We start from the raw sequence: 17,822 nt of genomic DNA on the forward strand, positions 1-17,822 counted from the left end.
GGACGCTCTTCTTTTTGATTGGGCTGTTTGATTTCGTAGGTGAGTTCGTAAGAACCGGTCTGCAGATGACGGGGAGCCACCCACAAGAGGGTCGGTTGCTTGAGCTCGGCCTCGTCAATGATGGGACGCCCGTCGACCTCACGGCCATTGAGCAGCAGCTTGACGGTATCGCCGACATCCTTGCTGGCCCAGACGGGGATGACGACAAGCAGGCCGAGGTCGGGAAAAGTGAACACCGCCGCCCGGTTGATCCCCCACTGGCCGGAAGGCAGGAGGCGCCCGAGCACTAGCGGGTCCAGCAATGAATGGGGGGCAGAGATTTTCATCCTGGGCTGAACGAGCATGGTCGGAACTCCAAGCGAACTGTCGGGAGACAAAGGGCGTGGAGTTATTCAGCGCTGAAGATCACGGCTCTGGCTACTGTCAGAAATTACAGGTACGAGGCCTTTTCGGATGAGCGGTAAGGCGCGGCCCGACGGATAAAAAGACGCTTCCCGGCCTCCCTTGGCGCCTTCTGTGCCCGTCGCGGGCAGTACCTGCAGGACTTGAATGAGAGGGTTGCCAGCCGTACCGGCCTCTTCGCGAGCAAGCCCCCTCCCACAGTTTTAGCCGGGTGTTGCCGTAACCATTGGCTCAGCGCATACCAATGTGGGAGCGGGCTTGCTCGCGAATGCGGTGTGCCAGCCAACACCTTAAGTGCCTGACACGGCCTCTTCGCGAGCAAGCCCGCTCCCACAGTTTTAACCGGGTGTTGCTGTAACCATCGGCTCAGCGCATTTCGATGTGGGCGCGGGCTTGCTCGCAGCGGCAGTTCCTGCAGATCGGGCACTATCAAGCGGCGTGGGGTGAGCCGGGCAGGGTGGCGGTATGTTCAGGCGAATACATCCAGCGCATCAACGAATGCCGGCCGCTGATCCCCAGTTTGATTGCGGCGCGTTTGAGGTAGCTTTCCACTGTGTTGACCTTCAGTTGCAACTGTTCGGCCAGCTCCGGCGCGGTACGCCCGGCGAGCAGGCCGATGCACACTTCGGTTTCGCGATTGGACAGCCTCAGGCCCAGTTGCTGTAAACGCTCGTTGAAGCGCAGCCGCAAGTTTTCCAGGCCCTGTTGCGCGCCATCAGCGCTGGGCGACGGGTCTTCTGTGTTGGTCTGCTGGGGTTGCAGGGCGTGAATGTGTTTTTCCACCATCGGCAACAGCACCGGAGATATGTCCTGCAACAAACTCTGCTCCTGAGCCGAGAAGCGCTGCGACTGGTCGTTGCGATACACCGAAATCACGTAGCGGTAGCCGTCCTTGCGCCGGGTCAGGTGTAGCTGCGAGGCGTCGGCGCTGGCCGCGTCTGGCGTGTCTATCGGCTCGCTCGAGCGTGCGGCAATCTGTTCGCAGAATACCGTTTCAGCCTGCTGGGCCGAGTCTTGGCCGGTTTCCGGCGGGTTGCGATGGACGGGGCGGCCCACCGCCTCGACGCGCATCTGGCGAATGTGTGTGGCGTCCACCGCCAGTTGTGTCTGGATCAGGTCATGCAGCATCCGCGGAAAGTGCCGGCTGCCGGTGCTCGCAATGACTTTACCGATGTGGGGAAACAGGTGTGAATTCATAAACATCATCCATGAGTTGCAGGTGAAACAGTCCCATTCCTGACCTGCGTCGAGCATGTTCCCTGGTCGGCGCAAATGTCAGGATGTGGATCCTATCCTAGTACAACGTTTGAAAGACGGTTTAATGAAGGTGTTATTAGCTCATAACTTCATCCACAGGATTGTGAGGTGAACCCAGGAATGGCGGCCTGTCGAGATCCAGTGTGGGAGCGGGCTTGCTCGCGAAAGCGGTGTGTCAGCCATTTGAGATGTTGCCTGGAATGAACCCTTCGCGGGCAAGCCCGCTCCCACAGGGTTATGGGGCACCGCCTACCCGCAAGGCCTCAACTTGATTGGCGCAACGGTGGAGAGGGTCCTGAACCGGGCACCGTACAGTTTGATGATCGCCAAACCAATTCCCGAGGCGGATTGAGTTGGAGGCTGGCAAGCCTGTGTTGTGTCGCCAGGATTGTCCGTTATGAGTTGACAGTGAAACGCTTTTCAACCGATTTATCGGTTCCGGTCGTGTCAGTAATCTGTGCCCATGTTCAACGCAACGCCCACTACCTCAACCAAGAAAAGGGATTCAAACATGAGCACTGCAACCTACAACCGCCTGAACAAAGACGACGCCGTAGTCCTGCTGGTCGACCACCAGACCGGTCTGATTTCTCTGGTTCAGGACTTCTCGCCGAACGAGTTCAAGAACAACGTCCTGGCGCTGGCCGACCTGGCAAAATTCTTCAACCTGCCGACCATCCTCACCACCAGTTTCGAACAAGGCCCCAACGGCCCACTGGTTCCGGAACTGAAAGAAATGTTCCCCGATGCGCCGTACATCGCCCGCCCAGGCCAGATCAACGCCTGGGACAACGAAGACTTCGTCAAGGCGATCAAGGCCACCGGCCGCAAGCAGATCATCATCGCCGGTGTCGTGACCGACGTCTGCGTCGCATTCCCGACTCTGTCGGCACTGGCCGAAGGCTTCGATGTGTTCGTCGTCACCGACGCCTCCGGCACCTTCAACACCACCGTCCAGCAAGCCGCCTGGAGCCGCATGACCCAGGCCGGCGCACAAATGATGAACTGGTTCTCGGTCGCCTGTGAGCTGCACCGCGACTGGCGCAACGACATCGAAGGGCTGGGCAATCTGCTGTCTCAGCGGATTCCGAACTACCGGAACCTGATGAACAGTTACTCGGCGTTGACCGCGCAGCAGAAGTGATTGCAGCGTTGTGAACGTGAAAGCCTGCCCTCAAAGGCAGGCTTTTGTTTTTCGGTTTCAGTCTGCTGCAGGCGTGTGGCACACCTCAAATGTGATGAAGATCTGAAGGGAAGGGGGGGCTTCCCGACTGACGCTCACTCCATGGGCTGCGCTCTATACGTTTTATAGAGTTGCTGAACCTCAGGATCATCCAGGCTTTCGTAGGTGATGCCTTCTTTATCCAGGCCATCCAGTCCTTTTATTCCGCCAATCATTTCAGGCCACTCTTCACGACTGGAGATGTCGATGATGAAAGGTGTCAGGTAACGATCCAGATGGCCTTGGAAAGGATCTCGAATCTCGTCGCTGAGAGCTCGCAGATAGTCATCTTTACTTGTCATTGCCCAGTTGATGGCGAATTTGGTGCGAAAGCACAGCTCCATGTACACGAGCAGGATCGTGCGCCCATTGCCGTCCAGAAAAGGGTGCGCAGAAGCCAGCTGACCCATGACTTCCCCAGGCCGAGCACGGAAGCGTTTTTTGTTTGCTGCGAGTTCGAGGGCGTATTCGACGGACCGTTTGATCAGGTCGGGACGCTCAAATATCGTGTGATGAGGATCATCTTTCGATCCCTTGAAAACTGCCAGGTGGGGGACTAGCTCATTTCTGTCTTTCCCGGCCCAAGGGTAAAAGCCCGAGAAAAGTATTTCGTGCGTTTTCAGGACTGCCTTGTAGTCAATGGGCTTTTTCTTGGCGAGATAGGCGAGAGCGTCGTCGATACTGGCTTCAAATGAGAGGTGCTCGGACTCTTTGACTTCAGTGGGATCTTTGAGTTTGAGCGAGTTTTGAAGATAGCCTTCAGTCTCAAAATCGCCGAAGGGGTCGAAATTCATGCGCTCAGTTGCTTTTTGCAACGCCTTTTTTCCTGCAGGTAGCGGCCTTGCAGGGCCATGATTTCTGTCTTGCTCAGAACGCCTTTTCTTTTGAGGTTGACGAGCAATTGCTCAACACCGTCCAGTTCCACGACATCACCGGCCAGGCGCGTGATCGTCACCGCCATGCAACTGAGGTTGTCACGGTCGGCGGTAACCTTGTGGGCTTTGGCGAGCAGGCGAACTTCAGTCGCGACGCTCTCAGTGGCTGATCTGGTCATTTGGAACCCCTCGTTTTCTCTCTCGGAGCATAGCACGGTGTCGTTTCCGAGGGCATGCCAGCTAATGCTCGGCTACCTGGGAAGGTACTTACAGAAAGCGGCTTATTCGTTTGCGCCGCTGCATCAGCGTTGCTACCCGTTGCGCTGACCGAACGCGCACACCAGCAGTTTTTTGATCACCGCCACCGGGTATTCCCTGACGTTTACGGCTAATCTGCGCACTCGCTGACGACAACAAGACAAAAACAGGAGTCACTGATGCAACCGATCCGTCTCGGTCTGGTGGGCTACGGCAAAATTGCCCAGGATCAACATGTTCCGGCGATCAACGCCAATCCCGGATTTCGTCTGGTGGCGGTCGCCACGCAAGGTAAACCCTGTGCCGGGGTGGAGAACTTTCACTCGTTGAGCGAGTTGCTGGAGAACGGCCCCGAGGTGGATGCGATTGCGTTTTGTACGCCGCCGCAAGGTCGGTTCGCACTGGTGCAGCAGGCGCTGGCCGCCGGCAAACATGTGTTGGTGGAAAAACCGCCGTGCGCCACGCTGGGTGAGGCGCTGGCCCTGGTCAGTCAAGCGCAGCAACAGGGTGTCAGTGCGTTGTTCGCCTGGCATTCGCGCTACGCCCCAGGTATCGAAGCCGCCCGCGACTGGCTCGCCGGCCGCACGCTGCAAAGCGTGCAGATCGACTGGAAGGAAGACGTGCGCAAGTGGCATCCCGGTCAGACGTGGATCTGGCAACCCGGTGGTCTGGGCGTTTTCGATCCGGGCATCAATGCCTTGTCGATTGTCACCCATTTGTTGGCGCAGCCACTGTTTGTCGAATCCGCCGAACTGCGCGTACCGGACAACTGCCAGTCGCCGATTGCCGCGTCGATCAAGATGTCCGATGCGCACAGTCTCGACGTGCAGGCCGAGTTCGATTTCGACCACGGTCACGACGAACTCTGGAGCATCGAGATTCGCTGCGCCGAAGGGGTGCTGCGCCTGGACAACGGCGGGGCGCTGCTGAGCATCGACGGCGTGCGCCAAGTGGTGTCGGAAGAGGGCGAGTACACCGCGGTGTATCGACACTTCCGGCAACTGATTGGCGATCGGGCCAGCGACGTCGATCTGCAGCCACTGCGGCTGGTGGCTGACAGTTTCTTTGTCGGCAGCCGGGTGGCAGTCGAACCGTTTTATGACCCGGCACGTTGATCAGTTGAAGCGGGAGAGCTGTCGCGTGATGACAGCGAACTTGAGCGTCAGGCCTAAGCTAATGCAAAAAGGGTATTTGTTCGTGGTTTTTAAGATCGTTTAGTTTTGTCTCACGACGAATCAAACGCATCAAACCGATAGACCCCCGATTGCCATGACGGCACACGCTGAATCGATCAAAGGCTCTTCAGGTTTGATTCACACGGGAGTGAATCATGCCGCATACCCTCGATATCACCACGCTGCCGACGCTGGACCTTTCGTTGTTCGAAGGCACCGCGCAGCAGCGTTATGAATTTCTTGAAAACCTGCGTCACGCCGCGCGTGACGTCGGCTTTTTCTATCTCACCGGCCATGGCATCGACAGCCACCTGCTCAAGCAGGTGCAGGATCACGCCCGGCAGTTCTTCGCCTTGTCCGAGCACGAAAAAAACGCCGTCGGCATGATCAATTCGCCGCATTTTCGCGGGTACAACCGTGCCGCTTCCGAGATCACCCGTGGTCAACCCGACTGGCGTGAGCAGTTCGATCTCGGCGCCGAGCGCGAAGCGTTGCCGCTGGACGCGGAAAGCCCGTTGTGGGCGCGCTTGCAGGGGCCCAACCAATGGCCGGCGGCGCTGCCAGAGCTCAAACCGCTGCTGCTCGAATGGCAACAGGCGATGACGCGCATGGCGTTGCGCCTGCTGCGTGCCTTCGCCCAGGCGCTGTCGCTGCGGGCGGACGCGTTCGATCAGTTATACGGCGACAAGCCCAACGAACACATCAAGTTGATGCGCTATCCAGGCCAGGCCGCCAGCGCGAGTCAGCAGGGCGTCGGCGCGCACAAGGATTCCGGGTTCCTCAGCTTTCTGCTGCAAGACCAGCAGACCGGTCTGCAAGTGGAGGTCGAGGAAGGGCGCTGGATCGATGCGCTGCCCCGCGACAACACGCTGGTGGTGAACATCGGCGAACTGCTGGAGCTGGCCACCAACGGCTATCTGCGCGCCACGGTGCATCGGGTGGTGTCGCCGCCCGCAGGCAGCGAACGCTTGTCCATCGCCTTCTTCCTCGGCGCGCAACTCGATGCCGTGGTGCCGCTGTATCCGTTGCCCACCGCGCTGCTGCGCGAAGCGCGTGGCCCGGCGAGTGATCCGCTCAATCCGTTGTTTCGCGATGTCGGCTGGAACTACCTCAAGGGTCGGTTGCGTTCGCACCCCGACGTCGCCCGGCGCTTCTATGCCGACGCGCTGATGCCCGCCGCACCGGCTCGTAAAACCGCCAACGCCTGATTCATCACTCGCTCAAGGACTCCGCTCATGTTGAAGAAAGCAGGTTTGACTCTGGCCGTGCTCGGCGCGCTGGTGACTTCGTTCGGCGTGCAGGCACTGGAGCCGTTGCGGGTGGCCGCTGACCCGGTGCCCCACGCGCAGATTCTCGCGTACATCCAGACAATCGATCCGCAACTCAACCTCAAGGTCATCGAGATTCCCAACGGCGTGAACTCCAACGAGCTGTTGGTGCATGGCGATGTCGATGCCAATTACTTCCAGCATCTGCCGTACCTGAAATCCCAGGAACAAGCGCTGGGGCAGAAACTCGCGGTGGCCGCCACGGTGCATATCGAGCCGCTGGGCATCTATTCGCGCCGGCACAAAAGCTTCGCCGAGGTGCCGGAAAAAGGCACCGTCGCCGTGCCCAACAACGTCACCAACCTGAGCCGTGCGCTGTACCTGTTGCAGGACAACGGCCTGATCAAACTCAAGCCCGGCTTCAAGGATCCGGCAGCCGATCAGGCCACACCCAAAGACATCGCCGAGAACCCGAAACAGCTGAAGATCCTTGAAATCGAATCGCCGCAAATCCCTCGGGCCCTGGACGATGTCGACCTTGCGGTGATCAACGGCAACTACGCACTGGAAGCCGGACTGGTGCCGGCCCAGGATGCGCTGGGGCTGGAAAAGGCCGAGCACAATCCGTACGCCAACATTCTGGTGACCACGCCGACACTGCAGAACGATCCGCGCATTGCGCAACTGGCCAAGGACCTGACCTCGCCGCAAGTGGCGAAATACATCACCGATAACTTCAAGGGGTCGGTGATTCCGGTGGAGGATGGCAAGCCATGATCGTCGTCGAGCAGTTGAGCAAGACCTACCCGTCGGCGCCGGCACCAGCACTGGATCAGGTGTCGCTGAGTATTCCCGACGGCGCGATCTACGGCATTCTCGGGCGCAGCGGGGCGGGCAAGTCGACCCTGTTGCGATGTCTCAATCTGCTTGAACGCCCGGACAGCGGGCGGATCCTGATCGACGGCGTGGACCTGCTGACGCTGTCTGCCAGCGACCTACGCCGCCAGCGTCAGCGCATCGGCATGATTTTCCAGGGCTTCAATCTGCTGCATTCGCGCACCGTGTTCGACAACATCGCCGTGCCGCTGGAAATCGCCAACGTCGGCAAACCGTGGCGCCATGTGCGGGTGCGCGAACTGCTGGAACTGGTCGGCTTGACGGACAAGGCGCAAGCCTTTCCCTCACAGTTGTCCGGTGGGCAAAAACAGCGGGTGGGGATTGCCCGCGCCCTGGCAGCCGAGCCGGCGTATCTGCTGTCGGACGAAGCCACCAGTGCACTGGATCCGGAAACCACCGCGTCGATTCTTGAGCTGCTGCGCGACATCAATCGGCAATTGGGCGTGACCATTGTGCTGATCACCCATGAGCTGGACGTGGTCAAGTCGATCTGCGATCACGCGGCGTTGATGGCCGACGGGCGCCTGGTCGAGTCCGGCCCGGTGCCGCGTTTGCTCGCCGATGCGCAATCGAGTCTTGGCACTTCGTTGCGTCCGACCTGCGGCCTGCCGCTGGGCCACGACATCCCCGGGCTCAGCTTCCTCAAGCAATACGGCGTGCGGGCGGCTCAGTCATGAACCGCACGATCAACTGGGATGAAATCCTGCAACTGCTATTCAACGCCACTGGCGAAACCCTATACATGGTCTTGCTCGCGGGGCTGTTCACGCTGCTGATCGGTTTGCCGCTCGGGGTGTTGCTGTTTGTCAGTCGCCGCGACGGCCTGTGGCCGCTGCCACGGCTCAATGCCGCGCTGGGTTCGCTGGTCAATCTGGGGCGCTCGCTGCCTTTTGTGGTGATGCTGATTGCGCTGATTCCGCTGACCCGACTGGTGGTCGGCACCACCCTCGGCAGCACCGCTGCGGTGGTGCCGATCACCATCGGCGCGTTTCCGTTTTTTGCGCGGATCGTCGAGAACGCGCTGGACGAAGTCGACAAGGGCCGCATCGAAGCGATCCTCGCCATGGGCGGCGACATCCGTCATGTGATTTTCAAAGTGCTGTTGCCCGAAGCGCTACCCGCGTTGCTGGCGGGGATCACTCTGACGCTGGTGATGCTGATCGGTTTTTCATCCATGGCCGGGGTGATTGGCGGTGGCGGCCTCGGTGATTTGGCGATCCGTTACGGCTATCAGCGTTTCAACAATGAAGTGATGGTCGCCACCGTGGTGGTGCTGGTCATTCTGGTGCAGGGCGTGCAGAGCCTGGGCGACCGGCTGGTGCGTTCGCTGGCCCATCGACGTTAAGGAATTTTATGAGTGTCGTCGTGGCCCACGCGCCGCTGATTCAAGTGCGTGATCTGAGCAAGAGCTTCGGCTCGAACCGCGCACTGGATCGCGTCAGCCTGCAGATTCATCCCGCCGAAGTGGTGGCGTTGCTCGGTGCCAACGGTGCCGGCAAATCGACGCTGGTGAAGATTCTCGCCGGCAGCCAGCGCGCCGATGGCGGCGAGATTTACATCGACGGTCAGCCCCGGCAATTCAGCTCGCCGCTGTCGGCACGCCGGGTCGGGATTGTCGCGGTGCATCAGCAGATCAACGAGGGCATTGCGCCCGGTTTGAGCGTGGCGGAAAACCTGCTGCTCGATGAGTTGTGCAAACCCGACGCGGACTTCTGGCTCAATCGCAAACGCCTGCTCGAGCGCGCCGCGAGTATCGCCGCCGGGTTGGGGCTGGTGTTGCCGCTGGAGCAGCCGATTGAACATCTGGGCCAGGCCGAACGGCAGTTGGTGGTGCTGGCGCGGGCCTTTGCCTTGCAGCCGCGCCTGCTGATTCTCGATGAGCCGACCGCAGCCTTGTCGGAGACCGAGGCGCAGCGGCTGTTCGGGCTGATCGACACCCTGCGCAGCCGTGGCGTGGCGATTATTTACATCTCCCATCGCTTGTCCGATCTGCAACGGGTGGCGGATCGCGCCATTGCCCTGCGCGACGGGCGACTGGCCGGAGGGTTCAGTGCGCAGCAGTTGCCGGAAGCGGTGCACGCCATGCTCGGGCAGGCGCTGGACCGGCATGTCTACACGCCCGGCACCGTGGGCCGAAAAGTCTTTGGTGTGCGCGGTTTGCAGATTTTGCCACGCTCCAGGCGCTTCGATTTCGACCTGCACCAAGGCGAAGTGGTGGTGCTGACCGGGCTGCTCGGCGCCGGTAAAAGTGAGATTGCCGAAGTGCTGTTCGGCTTGCGCAAAGCCGTCGCCGGCAGCCTGCAACTGGATGGCATGGACTGGCTGCCGGGTTCGCCAAGGGCGGCGATTCGCAGCGGTGTGTTTCTCGCGGCGGAGGATCGCGCCAGTCAGTCGCTGGTGCCCGACTTTTCCCTGCGCCGCACACTGACCTTGCCGTTTCTGGAGCGCTTCACCCGTGCCGGTTTCATTCGCAACCGCGCCGAAGCCGCAGCGGTCGAGGCGCAAGTCGCGGCGCTGGGGATCAAGACCGCCGGCATCGAGGTGCCGATGAGCGCGCTGTCCGGCGGCAATCAACAGAAGGTCGTGCTTGGCCGCTGGCTGCTCGGAGAAGGGCGGGTGTTGATCCTCGACGAGCCGTTTCAGGGGGTCGACGTGCGCGCCCGCCGCGAGATCGGCCAACTGCTGCGCGACAGTGCCGGCGGCCGCGCGACCCTGGTGATTTGCGCCGATGTCGATGAAGCCTTGGAAATCGCCGACCGGATTCTGTTGGTGCGCGATCACGCCGTGGTCGCCGAATACCCGCGCGCCGGTCTTGAGCGCGCGACCCTGGTCGCTGCGCTGGCCGGCAGCGACGCTAGCGAAAATCCCTTTCATGCCACGCCAAGGAGCAGAGCGAGTGCCTGATTCGAGTTCATTGTTGTCGTCCGCTACGGCACCCGCCGAGCGCCTGCTGCAAGCGCTGATCCGCTACGGCCTGTTGTGGCTGCTGGCGCTGATCGTGGTGTTTTTCAGTGTCGCGGAGCCGGCGTTTTTGCGCGTCGGCAATCTGTTCAGCATCTTGCAGTCGGTGTCGATCGTCGCGCTGCTGGCCCTTGGCGTGACGCTGACCATGGCCGTCGGCGGACTTGATCTGTCGATTGGTGCGGTGGCGGCGATGAGCCTGATGATCTCCAGTTACGTGATGGTGGTGCTCGGTTGGGGCGCTGTGCCGGCGGTGCTGATCAGTCTGGCCGGTGGCGCACTGGTCGGGCTGCTCAATGGCTGGCTGATCGTCAAGCTGCGGGTGCCGGACATTCTCGCGACGCTGGGCAGCATGTTTCTGGTGATCGGCGTGCAACTGATTCCCACGGGCGGACGCTCGATTGCGGTGGGCATGACCTTGCCCAGTGGAGTGGAAACCGAAGGCACGTTCAGTACGGCGTTTCTCGCCCTCGGCCGCGGACGCTTGTGGGACATGGTGCCGGTGCCGGTGTTGATCACGGCGCTGGTGGCGCTGGCGGTGTGGCTGTTTCTCGAGCGTACGCGCATCGGCCGGTTGTTTTATGCGATTGGCGGCAACGAGCAGGCGGCGCGATTGGCAGGCGCGCCGGTACAGCGCTTGAAGTTGCTCGCTTACGTGTTGTCGGCATTGCTCGCTTCACTTGGCGGGTTGCTGTTGGCGGCGCGCCTGGGTCGGGGTGATGTCAGCTCCGGCAACGGTCTGGTGCTCGACGCCCTCGGCGCGGCGCTGATTGGTTTTGCCGTGCTCGGAGCGAAGAAGCCCAATGCGTTCGGCACGTTGGTCGGCGCACTGTTGGTGGCGTCGCTGCTCAATGGCCTGACCATGCTCAACGCGCCGTATTACGCGCAGGATTTCGTCAAGGGACTGGTGCTGGTGCTGGCCCTGATGTTCACCTTCGGCCTCGCGCATCGGGCGCGCTGAGCCGGTTCATTTGTCGCTGCAAGGAAGATGTATGCACGGTTCAATCAAGCAGTTCGCACGCCATTGCCTCGCCGGCGCGGTGCTCTCGGCATTGGCTTTGAGTGCTCAGGCCAAGGCATTGCCAGGTGCTCCGGCGCCGTTCGATAAAGGTCAGGTGCAGATCGCGCTGGTCGGCTATCTGTTTTCCGGGGACTTTCCCGAGGCCTATCTGCGCGGCGTGGAGAAACAGACCGAGGCGCTGGGGGCCAATCTGCGGGTGTTCGATGCGCGCCAGCAGGCGGCGAGTCAGGGCGAGATGATCGATCAGGCAATCGACCTCGGCGTCGACGGGATCATCGTGCAACTGGGCCTGGCGGAAACCCTCAAGGGACCGATTGACCGGGCGATCGCCAAAGGCATCAAGGTGGTGGCGTTCGACGTCGATCTGAACAGCCCGCAAGTGACTCAGGTCGAGCAGGATCACCATGCACTGGCGCGACTGGCGCTGGATCAGGCGGTGAAGGACAACGGCACGCGGTTCGATGCCGGTTACGTGTACATCAGCGGCTTCACCCCGATGGAGCGCCGCGACGAGATCTGGAGTCAGGTGAAACAGGCCAATCCGGGCATCATCGAGAAGGCGCGTTTCGGCACGCTCAACCCGCCGATTGCCAACTCGGTGGCGGATCAGGCCAGCGCGGTGTTGCGCGCCAATCCGGATATCAGCGTGATCTTCGCGCCGTTCGACGAGTTTGCCAAAGGCGCGAAGATCGCCGTCGACGAGGCCGGGCTGGGGCGCAAGGTGAAGATCTACAGCGCCGACATCTCCACCGCCGACATCCAGATCATGAAAGAACCGGACAGTGCCTGGGCGGCGACCGCCGCGGTCAATCCGCAAGTGGCGGGAGCGATCAGCGTGCGCAGTCTGGCGATGTTGATTGCCGGCGAAAATCCGGGACATCAGGTGTTGGTACCACCGACCCTGATCACACGCCAACAGTTGCTCGATCTGGACGTGAAAAACGTCCGCGACCTGGCGCAGAAGCTGCCGGCGTTCGGCGATACCGCCAATGTGGCGCGGGCCGAGTGGATTCCTGTGGCGAACTGAATGCAGCCGTTATCACCGGGTGATGCGCTGTATGCGCGGTAGGCATCCTGACGCGCTTGGGAGTGAACATGCACAACAAAGCCATGCGTTTGCGCAACAGCCGCGCACCTAAGTCTGATCCGGCGCTCGGTCAACGTTTGCCGCCGGGGCAGGTGTTGACCGAGCGGTTCCCGATTCTCCACGAAGGCACGGTGCCGGAGTATGAGTTGGCAACCTGGTCACTGCGCCTGTTCGGCAAGGTCGGGCGTGGCGTCGAGTTGAGTTTTGCCGACCTGCAGGGTTTGCCGCAACGCCAGTTGCAATGTGACATTCATTGCGTCACACGCTGGTCGAAGTTCGACACGCAGTGGAGCGGGGTGCATCTGCAGGATTTGCTGAGCGAGCTCGATATCCAGCCCGCTTCACGTTTTGTCATGGCCCACGCCGATCACGATTACCAGACCAACCTGTTGCTGGACGACCTGCTGCACCCGGACAACCTGCTCGCCACCCATTACGCCGGCCAACCCTTGACCGCTCGGCACGGCTGGCCGCTGCGGCTGGTGGTCGCCGGGCGCTACTTCTGGAAGAGCGCCAAATGGTTGCGCGGTCTGGAGTTTGTCGACGAAGAACAACCCGGTTTCTGGGAGCGCAACGGCTTTCACCTGCACGCCGATCCGTTTGCGGAACAACGCTTCAGTGCTGACGCTTTGGACATTGCCGAAGATGCCTGGCTGGAAAAGGATTTCGACTAATACAAACACCCTGTGGGAGCTGGCTTGCCAGCGATGACGTCCATTCAGTCCCTGTTTCTGTTGAATGACACACCGCTATCGCTGGCAAGCCAGCTCCCACAGGGATCTTTTTTGCAGTTGTAATCGTTGTTTGTTAGTTGCATCAACTGTTTGTCCAGCAACACTTGTGTTGGACTAAATACAGTTAATCAGCCCGATCTAACCTAAGTGTTATTGGTTCTTTTACGGCAGGCCTTCGGCCCGTCTAGCATCGGTGTTCAAGGGGAAATAACTAACTTTGGGGATTCTGCGCTTAACCAACTCAATACGTTTAACCAGCCTTCACCACCTTCCTGCTTTCTAAAACTACAGCAGACATTGCCGCGCATTGATTGCCGACCCTTTATTGTCGGCAACGGCCGGGTATTAGCTGCGATAAAGGAGCTGTCACATGTATCAGCGTTCCCGTTCATTACTGGCCATCGCGGTGGTCGGTGCGATCTGGCAAGTTCCGGCGCAAGCCGAAGACACTTCCACCCGCGTTGACGATGACACACGGCTGGGTACCGTGCTGGTCACTGGCACCCGTGGCACTGCTCGCACGGTTCTGGATTCTCCAGTGCCGGTTGACGTGTTGACCGCTGCCGATCTCAAGTCCACCGGCGCGGCCGACGGTGAACTGGGCCAGGCGCTGCAAACGTTGCTGCCATCGTTCAGCATGCCGCGTCAGTCCAACTCCGGTGGTGCTGACCATGTGCGCGCCGCACAGTTGCGCGGCATGAGTCCGGACCAGGTGCTGGTGCTGGTCAACGGCAAGCGTCGCCACACTTCAGCGGTGGTCAACGACTCGTCGAAAATCGGTCGCGGCACAGCGCCGGTGGACTTCAACTCGATCCCCATCAGCGCGATCAAACGCATCGAAGTGCTGCGCGATGGCGCCGGCGCACAGTACGGTTCCGACGCGATTGCCGGGGTGATCAACATCATCCTCGACGACGCCCCCGAGGGCGGCGAAGTGTCCACCAGCTACGGCGCGTTTCACACCCATCAGGACGCCATCGGCAGAACCACCACCGACGGCCAGAACAGCGTGACCACGGCCAAGATCGGCACGCGCCTGGGCGAAGAGGGCGGGTTCATTCGTGGCGGCACCGAGTACAAAAATCGCAACCCGACCAACCGCGCCGGTTTCGACGGTTTTGCCGATACCCCGGACCAGCGCAACTACGTGATGGGCGACGGCCTGGCGCGGGACGTCAACCTGTGGTTCAACAGCGAGCTGCCGCTGGCCGGCGGCAAGGCCTACAGCTTCGGCACCTACAACCAGCGCCACACCACCGGCGCCGAATTCTATCGCTACCCCTACGAGCAGCCGCAGTTCTATCCCAACGGCTACCTGCCGCAGTCGCTGGGCGACAACAAGGACGTCTCTGCCACCGCCGGTTTCAAAGGCATGATCGGCGAAGACTGGGACTTCGACAGCAGCCTTACCCATGGCCGTAACCGCTTCGACGGATCCACCCGCCGCACCCTTAACGTCAGCCTCGGCGAGGACTCGCCGACGAAATTCGACACCGGCGATTACGAGCTGCGCCAGACCACCACCAACCTCGATTTCAGCCGCGAGCTGCGCCTCGGTGGACGCTCGTTCGTGCTGGCGCTGGGTGGTGAATACCGTTACGAAAACTACCTGACCTACGCGGGTGACGAGGCCTCCTACATCGGCTCCGGCGCTGACGGCGCCAACGGTCTGCGCCCCAGCGAAGAGTCGGACCTGGACCGCAGCGTGTTTGCGACCTACGCCGAGTTGTCGGGCGATCTCACCGAGCGCTTCTTCGTCGACGCCGCCACGCGTTGGGAACATTACGACGATGCCGGCAGCAAACTCACCGGCAAGCTCAGTGGTCGCTACAAACTGACCGAGCAGTGGGCGCTGCGCGGTGCGGTGTCGAACAACTTCCGCGCGCCGTCGCTGGCGCAGAGCGGTTTCCAGAACACCACCAGCAACTTCGGCGAAGGCGGCACGCTCACCGATATTCGTGTGCTCTCGGTCAACGACCCGATCGCCCGCGCGCTGGGTGCGCAAAAGCTCGATCCGGAAACCTCGAAGAACTTCAGTCTCGGCCTGACCTTCCAGCTCAACGAACGCTTCGACGCTTCGCTCGATGTGTTCCGCATCGACGTCAAGGACCGCATCACCCTGTCGCAGCGCATCGGCAGCGACGCCATGGAGCAATACATCAACGACAACTTCGGCGTGGCCGGGGTGCATGACGTCAACTTTTTCACCAACGCCGCCGACACCAGCACCCACGGTGCCGAGCTGGTGCTCAACTACCATCAGCCGCTGTACGAAGGGCAACTGGGCCTGACCACCGCGTACACCTACAACCACACCAAAGTCACCAGCACCAAAGGCACACCCTCGCAATTGACGGCGTTGGGGATCGGCAACGATGCACTGGTCGGCGTTGAAGAAACCAATACCCTGACCGACGCCGCGCCCAAGGATCGCTTCGTGTTTTCCGCCAACTGGGCCAGCGAACACTGGGGCCTGCTCGGGCGTCTGACCCGTCAGGGCGAGACCACTCGCGTGTTCGACTTTGGCGACTCGCAACCGGAGCAGACCTATGGCGCGGTGTGGCAACTGGATGCCGAGGTGACCTACAAATTCACCCCGAAATTCAGCGTCGCCCTGGGCGGCAACAACCTCACCGACAACTACCCGGAGCGCTCCGGCTCGGCGATCAATTACGGCGGCAACTTGCCGTATGACGTGTTGTCGCCGATCGGCACCAACGGCGCTTACTACTACGCCAGCGCCACTTACGGCTTCTGAGCCGAACCGCCATGGACGACGGATCTTCTGCGGGACACTCAATGAATCAGTCGAACGGCCCCAAGCGCCATCTGCCGGTGTTGCAGGCGTTGCTGATCACGCTGGGCATGGTGATCACCACCGACATCCTCAAGACCGCGCCGACCGTGGCGCTGAACGTCGGGCCTGCCTGGTTCTACTGGGTCTGGGTGCTCGGCGGCCTGGCGTCGATGGCCGGGGCGTTGTGCTTTGCCGAAATGGCCACGGCATTCCCACATCCTGGCGGCGACTATCACTTTCTGCGCACCGCCTATGGCGAGCGCATGGGGTTCCTGTTTGCCTGGTCACGCTTCTCGGTGATGCACACGGGCTGGATCGCCTTGTCGGCGTTCATGTTTGCCGATTACGTCAACGCCGTGGTGCCGTTGGGGCGATACGGTTCGGGGCTGTTTGCCGGCGGGGTGATCGCTGCGCTGGTGCTGCTCAATCTCACGGGCAAGCACATCGGTTTCATCACTCAGACCTTGCTGGTGGGCTTGTTGGCGCTGGGCTTTCTGAGCATCGCCAGCGCCGGGGTGTGGCTGGCGTGGAAGGGGATTGAAGCAGCGCCAGCGAGCGTTTCGGTTGCGCCGGAAAACACCGGTATGGCTGGGTTTTCCGCGGCGATGATTTTTGTGTTTCTGGCGTTTGGCGGCTGGAGCGATGCGGCCACATTATCGGCGGAAGTGCGCGATGGGCGGCGAGGGATTTTCATCGCCATGCTCGGTGCGCTGACGCTGCTGATGGCGATTTATCTGGCGCTGAACTGGGCGTTTGTGCGAGGCCTGGGATTCGCCGGACTGGCGGCGAGCAACGCACCGGCGGTGGAACTGTTGAACCGTGCATTCGGTGCGCCGGGAGTGCTGCTGATTCTGCTGATGGTCGGCATCGCGGCCATCGCCAGCATCAACTCGACCTTGCTGGTTGGCGCCCGCACCACCTATGCCGCGGCCCGCGATGTGCCGCAGTTGCGTCGTTTCGGCGAGTGGCACGAACGCGACGGCGTGCCGCGCAAGGCGTTGCTGGCGGAGGGCGCGGTGGCATTGTTGCTGGTGCTGTTTGGCAGTTTCACCCAGAGCGGCTTCAACACCATGGTCGAGTACCTGACCCCGGTGTACTGGCTGTTTCTGAGCTTCAGCAGCCTGGCGTTGATCATTCTGCGGCGGCGCTTTCCCGAGGTGCCGAGGCCGGTCAGGGTGCCGTTGTATCCGCTGGTGCCGCTGCTGTTTTTCGGTCTGTGCCTGTACATGCTCTATTCGAGCGTGACGGTGGTGGGGTGGGGCGCGTTTCTGGGGATTGGCGTGTTGCTGGTGGGCGCGCTGCTGCTAGCGGGATTGAGCCGCCTGGCGTCGACGCCTCGGCAAGCTCTCGCGCATACCAGCGATTAGAACGATACGTCGGCCGGTTGCGACAGGCGCAGCACCGACAAGTCCCCGGTAATGCGCTTGTAAGCCAGCCGGATCGCCTCGATGTTGCCGGCGTTCTGCGGATTGTTCTCGTGCAGGATCACGATCACCTTGGTGCTCAGCCGCTCCGGCTCCTTCGCCCCATGATCGCGCCACTGCCCATAGGCATCGAACACGGTGAAACCGTCGGCAAACCGCGACGTCACTTCCTTATCGAGAAACTCGCGCCAGCGCGCGGGGCTGACCGCGCCTTCCTTGCCATCCACGGTGCCCACCGAGAAGTACAGCTCGGTGCGAATCCACTGCGCCTGCGCCGGGCGCGAGGCGTCGCCTTGCAGGGTTGAACTGGTGGGGTCTTTGGTGTGCACCGAAATAGCAGGAGGACTGGCGCACCCGGCGACAGCGACAAATATTGCAGCCAGTAACAGGCGTCTTTGCATGGAACATCCCTTTTTATGAGTTAAGTGCAGACGCGCAATTATA

The 17,822-nt window shown here is 61.1% G+C and carries 17 protein-coding genes; 12 read left to right on the forward strand and 5 right to left on the reverse strand.

All coding sequences use genetic code 11. The annotated features are described in order from the left end of the window. Positions 1–344, reverse strand: a 344-nt coding sequence (locus tag H043_RS29330) for a hypothetical protein (protein ID WP_155953515.1), incomplete at its 3' end; no start/stop codon positions are given. A gap of 487 nt (positions 345–831) precedes the next feature. Further along, on the reverse strand, positions 832–1,599 hold the full coding sequence (locus tag H043_RS0125065) for a helix-turn-helix transcriptional regulator (RefSeq protein ID WP_027614156.1): 768 nt from the start codon (positions 1,597–1,599) through the stop codon (positions 832–834). 571 nt (positions 1,600–2,170) lie between these two features. Here H043_RS0125065 and ycaC point away from each other — a divergent pair. Further along, a complete protein-coding gene (gene ycaC / locus H043_RS0125070) occupies positions 2,171–2,803 on the forward strand; it encodes an isochorismate family cysteine hydrolase YcaC (RefSeq protein ID WP_007966399.1) in 633 nt (210 codons plus the stop codon). 134 nt (positions 2,804–2,937) lie between these two features. Here the strand turns inward: ycaC and H043_RS0125075 are convergent, their stop codons facing one another. Together H043_RS0125075 and H043_RS0125080 are read right to left on the reverse strand one after the other, a co-directional pair. Next, positions 2,938–3,675 carry a Fic family protein gene (locus tag H043_RS0125075; RefSeq protein ID WP_027614157.1) on the reverse strand — a complete coding sequence of 246 codons (738 nt, stop codon included), beginning with the start codon at positions 3,673–3,675 and terminating at the stop codon, positions 2,938–2,940. Next, a complete protein-coding gene (locus H043_RS0125080; RefSeq protein WP_003224234.1) occupies positions 3,672–3,935 on the reverse strand; it encodes a hypothetical protein in 264 nt (87 codons plus the stop codon). The genes H043_RS0125075 and H043_RS0125080 overlap by 4 nt, the downstream gene beginning before the upstream one ends. A 258-nt stretch (positions 3,936–4,193) precedes the next feature. Between H043_RS0125080 and H043_RS0125085 the strand changes: the two genes are divergently transcribed. The 11 genes from H043_RS0125085 to H043_RS0125135 all read left to right on the forward strand — a co-directional run bounded on the left by H043_RS0125085 (position 4,194) and on the right by H043_RS0125135 (position 17,321). Next, positions 4,194–5,129 carry a Gfo/Idh/MocA family protein gene (locus H043_RS0125085; RefSeq protein WP_027614158.1) on the forward strand — a complete coding sequence of 312 codons (936 nt, stop codon included), beginning with the start codon at positions 4,194–4,196 and terminating at the stop codon, positions 5,127–5,129. A gap of 215 nt (positions 5,130–5,344) precedes the next feature. After that, on the forward strand, positions 5,345–6,397 hold the full coding sequence (locus H043_RS0125090) for an isopenicillin N synthase family oxygenase (RefSeq protein ID WP_027614159.1): 1,053 nt from the start codon (positions 5,345–5,347) through the stop codon (positions 6,395–6,397). Between the two features lie 27 nt (positions 6,398–6,424). Beyond that, positions 6,425–7,234 carry a MetQ/NlpA family ABC transporter substrate-binding protein gene (locus H043_RS0125095; protein ID WP_027614160.1) on the forward strand — a complete coding sequence of 270 codons (810 nt, stop codon included), beginning with the start codon at positions 6,425–6,427 and terminating at the stop codon, positions 7,232–7,234. Continuing rightward, entirely contained in the window at positions 7,231–8,031 is an 801-nt protein-coding gene (locus H043_RS0125100; protein ID WP_081730282.1) for a methionine ABC transporter ATP-binding protein, read from the forward strand. The genes H043_RS0125095 and H043_RS0125100 overlap by 4 nt, the downstream gene beginning before the upstream one ends. Then, the gene (locus H043_RS0125105; protein ID WP_027614198.1) at positions 8,028–8,699 is read left to right on the forward strand and encodes a methionine ABC transporter permease; all 672 of its coding nucleotides are present in this window, start codon (positions 8,028–8,030) and stop codon (positions 8,697–8,699) included. Before H043_RS0125100 ends, H043_RS0125105 begins: the two co-directional genes overlap by 4 nt. Before the next feature lie 8 nt (positions 8,700–8,707). Further along, positions 8,708–10,258, forward strand: coding sequence for a sugar ABC transporter ATP-binding protein (locus H043_RS0125110; RefSeq protein WP_027614161.1), 1,551 nt, complete (start codon positions 8,708–8,710; stop codon positions 10,256–10,258). Then, entirely contained in the window at positions 10,251–11,276 is a 1,026-nt protein-coding gene (locus H043_RS0125115) for an ABC transporter permease (RefSeq protein ID WP_027614162.1), read from the forward strand. The genes H043_RS0125110 and H043_RS0125115 overlap by 8 nt, the downstream gene beginning before the upstream one ends. 31 nt (positions 11,277–11,307) lie before the next feature. Next, positions 11,308–12,363 (forward strand): substrate-binding domain-containing protein, encoded by a 1,056-nt coding sequence (locus H043_RS0125120; protein WP_027614163.1) that lies wholly within the window; start codon positions 11,308–11,310, stop codon positions 12,361–12,363. 68 nt (positions 12,364–12,431) lie between these two features. After that, positions 12,432–13,097, forward strand: coding sequence for a sulfite oxidase-like oxidoreductase (locus H043_RS0125125; RefSeq protein ID WP_027614164.1), 666 nt, complete (start codon positions 12,432–12,434; stop codon positions 13,095–13,097). A 430-nt stretch (positions 13,098–13,527) separates the two neighbouring features. Continuing rightward, entirely contained in the window at positions 13,528–15,915 is a 2,388-nt protein-coding gene (locus H043_RS0125130; RefSeq protein WP_027614165.1) for a TonB-dependent siderophore receptor, read from the forward strand. 41 nt (positions 15,916–15,956) lie between these two features. Next, complete coding sequence (locus H043_RS0125135) at positions 15,957–17,321, forward strand: APC family permease (protein ID WP_027614166.1); 1,365 nt, start codon at positions 15,957–15,959, stop codon at positions 17,319–17,321. Here H043_RS0125135 and H043_RS0125140 read toward each other — a convergent pair. Next, complete coding sequence (locus H043_RS0125140; RefSeq protein ID WP_027614167.1) at positions 17,318–17,779, reverse strand: DUF3574 domain-containing protein; 462 nt, start codon at positions 17,777–17,779, stop codon at positions 17,318–17,320. The two genes, H043_RS0125135 and H043_RS0125140, sit on opposite strands and share 4 nt — an antisense overlap. Positions 17,780–17,822: the final 43 nt, after the last annotated feature.

The sequence above is a fragment of the Pseudomonas sp. URIL14HWK12:I6 genome, assembly GCF_000514195.1.
GTDB classification, from domain to species: domain Bacteria; phylum Pseudomonadota; class Gammaproteobacteria; order Pseudomonadales; family Pseudomonadaceae; genus Aquipseudomonas; species Aquipseudomonas putida_A.

Bases quoted from the DNA above. Each gene is read 5' to 3' on its own strand.
- H043_RS0125065 (WP_027614156.1), bottom strand. From the start codon at position 1,599: ATGAATTCACACCTGTTTCCCCACATCGGTAAAGTCATTGCGAGCACC.
- ycaC (WP_007966399.1), top strand. From the start codon at position 2,171: ATGAGCACTGCAACCTACAACCGCCTGAACAAAGACGACGCCGTAGTC.
- H043_RS0125075 (WP_027614157.1), bottom strand. From the start codon at position 3,675: ATGAATTTCGACCCCTTCGGCGATTTTGAGACTGAAGGCTATCTTCAA.
- H043_RS0125080 (WP_003224234.1), bottom strand. From the start codon at position 3,935: ATGACCAGATCAGCCACTGAGAGCGTCGCGACTGAAGTTCGCCTGCTC.
- H043_RS0125085 (WP_027614158.1), top strand. From the start codon at position 4,194: ATGCAACCGATCCGTCTCGGTCTGGTGGGCTACGGCAAAATTGCCCAG.
- H043_RS0125090 (WP_027614159.1), top strand. From the start codon at position 5,345: ATGCCGCATACCCTCGATATCACCACGCTGCCGACGCTGGACCTTTCG.
- H043_RS0125095 (WP_027614160.1), top strand. From the start codon at position 6,425: ATGTTGAAGAAAGCAGGTTTGACTCTGGCCGTGCTCGGCGCGCTGGTG.
- H043_RS0125100 (WP_081730282.1), top strand. From the start codon at position 7,231: ATGATCGTCGTCGAGCAGTTGAGCAAGACCTACCCGTCGGCGCCGGCA.
- H043_RS0125105 (WP_027614198.1), top strand. From the start codon at position 8,028: ATGAACCGCACGATCAACTGGGATGAAATCCTGCAACTGCTATTCAAC.
- H043_RS0125110 (WP_027614161.1), top strand. From the start codon at position 8,708: ATGAGTGTCGTCGTGGCCCACGCGCCGCTGATTCAAGTGCGTGATCTG.
- H043_RS0125120 (WP_027614163.1), top strand. From the start codon at position 11,308: ATGCACGGTTCAATCAAGCAGTTCGCACGCCATTGCCTCGCCGGCGCG.
- H043_RS0125125 (WP_027614164.1), top strand. From the start codon at position 12,432: ATGCACAACAAAGCCATGCGTTTGCGCAACAGCCGCGCACCTAAGTCT.
- H043_RS0125130 (WP_027614165.1), top strand. From the start codon at position 13,528: ATGTATCAGCGTTCCCGTTCATTACTGGCCATCGCGGTGGTCGGTGCG.
- H043_RS0125135 (WP_027614166.1), top strand. From the start codon at position 15,957: ATGAATCAGTCGAACGGCCCCAAGCGCCATCTGCCGGTGTTGCAGGCG.
- H043_RS0125140 (WP_027614167.1), bottom strand. From the start codon at position 17,779: ATGCAAAGACGCCTGTTACTGGCTGCAATATTTGTCGCTGTCGCCGGG.